This window comes from Leptothrix ochracea L12 (genome assembly GCF_000262525.1).
Map to the genome: position 1 here is coordinate 1 of NZ_JH660676.1, position 3077 is coordinate 3077.

2 protein-coding genes, 1 rRNA gene, 1 pseudogene and 1 other annotated feature are annotated in these 3077 nt (G+C 55.6%); of the genes and pseudogenes, 2 read left to right on the forward strand and 2 right to left on the reverse strand.

Features of this window, described 5'->3' with window-relative positions; genetic code table 11:
* Positions 1–44: 44 nt before the first annotated feature.
* Positions 45–242, reverse strand: a sequence feature (23S ribosomal RNA rRNA prediction is too short).
* 17 nt (positions 243–259) lie between these two features.
* A 5S ribosomal RNA gene (gene rrf / locus LEPOCDRAFT_RS01115) occupies positions 260–357 on the forward strand.
* A gap of 230 nt (positions 358–587) precedes the next feature.
* Here the strand turns inward: rrf and LEPOCDRAFT_RS01120 are convergent.
* Entirely contained in the window at positions 588–1550 is a 963-nt protein-coding gene (locus LEPOCDRAFT_RS01120; RefSeq protein ID WP_009453349.1) for an IS5 family transposase, read from the reverse strand.
* Positions 1551–2150: 600 nt separating this feature from the next.
* Between LEPOCDRAFT_RS01120 and LEPOCDRAFT_RS02970 the strand changes: the two are divergent.
* Positions 2151–2499: pseudogene (locus LEPOCDRAFT_RS02970) on the forward strand (transposase); the annotation flags it as partial.
* Here LEPOCDRAFT_RS02970 and LEPOCDRAFT_RS01125 read toward each other — a convergent pair.
* Positions 2480–3077: hypothetical protein (locus tag LEPOCDRAFT_RS01125; protein WP_172632723.1), on the reverse strand; the 598-nt coding region annotated here is incomplete at its 5' end. The pseudogene LEPOCDRAFT_RS02970 and the gene LEPOCDRAFT_RS01125 sit on opposite strands and share 20 nt — an antisense overlap.

Below are 3077 nucleotides of genomic sequence, written 5' to 3' on the forward strand. Positions count from 1 at the left end.
ATTTCAACTTCGCTGAGTCTCTGGAGGAGACAGTGTGGCCATCATTACGCCATTCGTGCAGGTCGGAACTTACCCGACAAGGAATTTCGCTACCTTAGGACCGTTATAGTTACGGCCGCCGTTTACTGGGACTTCAGTCAAGAGCTTGCACCCCATCATTTAATCTTCCAGCACCGGGCAGGCGTCACACCCTATACGTCGACTTTCGTCTTTGCAGAGTGCTGTGCTGATATATAATCAGTGCAGTTTACAAGTTATGCCTGACGACCATAGCGAGGTGGTCCCACCCCTTCCCATCCCGAACAGGACCGTGAAACACCTCAGCGCCGATGATAGTGCGGATTCCCGTGGTCAGATGCACCACCGATCCACCCATCTTCTAAGAAGAAACACCTAAAGCCCTCCTCGTGAGGGCTTTAGGCTTTGTGGGAATAGCTAGGGAAGGTCTGCATAACTCACGCACCAGCGTGCTGACGAGCTAAAACCATGGCAATGTGATGCTGCCGGCTTCTGATTGGCCTCAGTTTTCAAGCCTTCGGCCTTGGATGGGCCGCCAGCAAGGCCGCTTGGCCAAATGGCGGACGCACTCATGCCGCCGCTCCCATGAGTTTTCTCCGCACCAGCCACAAATTGACCAACGCAAACAGCGTGTGCAACTGCGCCGTGTTCTTGCTCAGACCCCGGTAGCGCACCTTCACATGCCCGAACTGGCGTTTGATCACCCGGAACGGATGCTCCACCCTCGCCCGGATACCGGCCTTGACCTTCTCAAGCTGCTCGGTCAAGACATCCATGGGCTTGGTCGGGTCGAGTCCGCGTCGCTGACCCGGCCTCATCGCGATATGCCAGCTCACATCCGGCTTGGCCTCTGGGCGCTTCCCCGCGCCCCGGTATCCGGCGTCCGCGTAGACCTCCCGGTCACTCTCACGCACCAAGTTGTTGGCCTCCATGACATCGCTGACGGCTCCGCTGGTGCCTCGCACGGTGTGCACCAGCCCCGACTCGGCATCCACCCCGATATGGCACTTCATGCCGAAGTACCACTGCTGACCCTTGCGGCTTTGCTTCATCTCCGGGTCGCGCGTGCCACTGCTGTTCTTGGTCGAACTCGGTGCAGCGATCAAGGTGGCATCCACCACCGTGCCGCTCCTGAGCATCACGCCCTTGGCGCTGAGCAGGTCGTTGACGGTGTGCAGGATCTGCGCGGCCAGCTTGTGCTGCTCCAGTACATGCCGAAACCGCAGGATCGTGCTCTCGTCGGGCAGCCGCTCATCCCAGCCTTCCAGTCCTGCAAACTCCCGGAACACCGGCATGTCGTGCAGCGCTTCTTCCATCGCCGGATCACTCAGGGCGAACCACTGCTGCATGAAGTGGATGCGAAGCATCGTCTCGGCAGAATACGGCGGGCGGCCCCGTTTGCCCTCCGGCAGGTACGGCGATATCAACGCCACCAGATCCGCCCACGGCACGACCTGATCCATCTCGTCCAGGAACTCCCGCCGTCTTGTTCGCTTGGCCGTCTGTCCCAAGCCCAGGCTGTGTTGCTTCATGCTCCGTATCGTCTCAGTGCTTCACGTTCATGCCAAGCACGGCGTGGGGGAATTTATGCAGACTTTCCCTAGAGAGTGGCGCGGATCACCTCCGCGTTTCTGTGAACTCTGAGCAAAAAAGGGTGTCGATAAATTCCTGCGGTAGATCATGCTCTGTGATTTCTAAACCTCTGATCCATTCGTCATCGATCTCTGTAGCTAGTAGGGTTAAGGCATGCTCTTGCGGCTGCGTGGTCACTCTGTCGCTGCCTGGAAGATGCTTCGTTCCGGCACAAACCGATGTTGTCGCTGCCCGCATTCTGAGTGCTGCTGTTGGAAAGCTGAGGCGTGAAGATGCTTGGCCCATGTTTCTTGCTCCCAAAGTTGGGTGTCTTGACACCCCCATTAAATGCGCTGAAAAACCTTTTTTCTACCCACCTTTTGGGGGTGAGTAGTGTGGGGGTGGTGGGAGGTGGTTTGTGCTGGTCTAATTTCTACGGACACGGAGATAGGTAGAAAAAAGACGGTGGTGAACGAGATGAACTCGAAAAGAAGAGTGTTTGATGCGGACTTGCAAGCTGTAAGTGATTCAGATGGTTCGCGAGCAGGGACTGAGCGTGGGGCAGCCAGTACGCCGCCAAGCTCACCAAGCGGCTCCTGGCCAAACATGGTTTGGTGCGCAGCATGAGCCGCGCAAGGGCAACTGCTGAGACAACGCCGTCATGGAGCGATTCTTCTTGAACTTGAAGATGGAGCGCGGGTGTGGCAGCGGGACTATGCCAATCACGCATCAGGCGATGCGAGACGTTGCGGACTACACATCGTAGGCTTTGACAACAACGTGCGCCTGTACTCCAAACTGGGTAACTTGCCGCCCCATGCTTTCGAGCAGCAGTCGGCAAGCCTTCAACCTATCCCCGTGTCCGAAATAACTGTGACCAGCACAGTCCTTATCGAGATGGCTGCTTGAGCGGCAGCGATTGAGCGCCTAGGCGCACATCGAAGTCCTTAGGCGCAACATACTGCAATAAATCACGACCTTTTGAATTCAGTGAAATAGCTAGGCCTTTTGATGGGAACTGCCACTCAGTTAAATCTGCGTTGATTTGATGCCTGGAGCCGTCGCTACCAAAACGAGCTTGAATGATTGATTCATCAATTTTTGCTCCTGGTATATAGGTCAGTCCCGCGATCATTGCTCGACGAGCATGATGCAAATCATCATGAGAGAGCGTATCTAGATGAGCCCCTGTGTCCGATTTTTGATGCTGAACACTTCGTTCTTGCCATGTCCTCAAATCTTCTGGACTAACTTGAATGCTGATAATAAGGCGACCACTTAGAAATTGAGTTCGCATGGGGTCCATATAAGCCTCAAGTGCCCTGGGTAGGGTGACGTTCTCAGGGGACTCGGCCGTTGTGTTCAAGGGGGTGATAATCGCAACTTGTAACGAATCTCCAAGTTGATCGATGGCATCGCCCAAGGTTGATTGCCCCAAAGTAAGCCCGAAGACGCGAGATTTTCCGCCGACAACAGGCTCAATCTCC

What these genes read in the sequence shown, in the direction of transcription:
- LEPOCDRAFT_RS01120 (WP_009453349.1), bottom strand. Translation starts at nt 1,550, where the DNA reads ATGAAGCAACACAGCCTGGGCTTGGGACAGACGGCCAAGCGAACAAGA.